Genomic DNA, 1,377 nt, shown 5'->3' on the forward strand with positions numbered 1-1,377 from the left:
AAAGAAGATGTTTTGGCGAAGCTAAAATGCTATGGATATGATATTTCTGTTGCGTGTACCCAAACAGGATACAAAGATTTGATCCGAGCATTTCAACTTCATTTTCGTCAAGAAAATTATGATGGGATTCTAGATGTTGAAACAGCAGCAATTCTTTATGCATTGGTTGATAAATATTTTCCATGAATTCAATGCGTTTTAATTGAAAATATGGCTTATGATTACGTGCAAGCCTTTTTATTATCAGGAAAGGCTGCTTTTTGCCAGTTGGCTTTATGTAAAAAGGACATTAATCGTGTAAAAATCCCCTGTACGGTATAAGGCGTTTTATGGAAACATAACTCTGAAAGCTCTATGATTTGCAGAGATTAAATTTTATTGTTTCTTTGTCTTATATTTCGCTTCCTTTAAAAACGCATAAAGCCAAGATGTTGCGTATATGATGACATGTGCCCTACGCAGGATAAAACGCTTCAAATAAAATGGACTTGTATTGTATATTTCCATGCTTGTTTTAAAGAAATGTTTTTTAGTGTGTATCACAACATATATTTTACAGCGACGTTCATAGAGAATATAATCTAAAATCCTCTATGAAGTGTATCCTCATTTTTATTCTTAATAAAAGTGCCTAGCATTATCGTACACTTCTTTGTCAGATCTCAATGTTACTACAGCCCTTGGAACTTAAAACGATACATAAAAGGGTTTTCTATACTCGTTTTTATTCACACGGCTCTCTCCGTTTATCGTGTACAAGTGAAAGGTTTTGGTTAATTGAAACATGCAAAATTATAAATTATAAATTATGATTATAAATCAATGTGATGCAGATTCATTAAAAATAAGGGCATTTACAAATTGCTACTGTTAGGGGGGCTATTCTTTAGAAGGGGAAGAGGTCAATTTATTTTTTGAAGATATATCTCTTTGCTCTTTTATTGCTTTAGGGGATGTTTGCATCGTTTTGACAGCATGTTTCTTGATGATTAAGTTTTTTAATGAAGCAGTGTTATAAAACGTTGTGTTTTAGAGTGTTGATAGAAGACATATTCAGGCATATCAAAAACACAATGATGTCTTGTTTTTTTCAATATTTTATTTGTTCAGTGTAGAATTTATTTGAGAAGATCATGACCTAAATTACAAAGGTTAGAAGTAAATTATCAAGAAAGACAAATTTGGTCATAAAGCAAAGGAGGTTATTCATGCTTTAAAGGGCAAGAAAGAGATTGTATTTGAAGTGAAGTGTAAACGTCCGTGTGGAGAGCTCTTATCAAGCATATCAGGTTAATCTTCTAAGAGTAGTTTTATGAAATTAAGTCGGTTTTTTCCGAGAGACAAGACAATAAGTATCAGGAAAAGATCATGATATTT

General features: G+C 32.0%; 1 pseudogene. It reads left to right on the forward strand.

What is annotated here, in order from left to right:
* Nucleotides 1-186 (forward strand): annotated as a pseudogene (locus ACFIO3_RS13155) (N-acetylmuramoyl-L-alanine amidase); the annotation flags it as partial.
* Nucleotides 187-1,377: the final 1,191 nt, after the last annotated feature.

The organism is Bartonella sp. AD328YNZD (genome assembly GCF_042196425.1).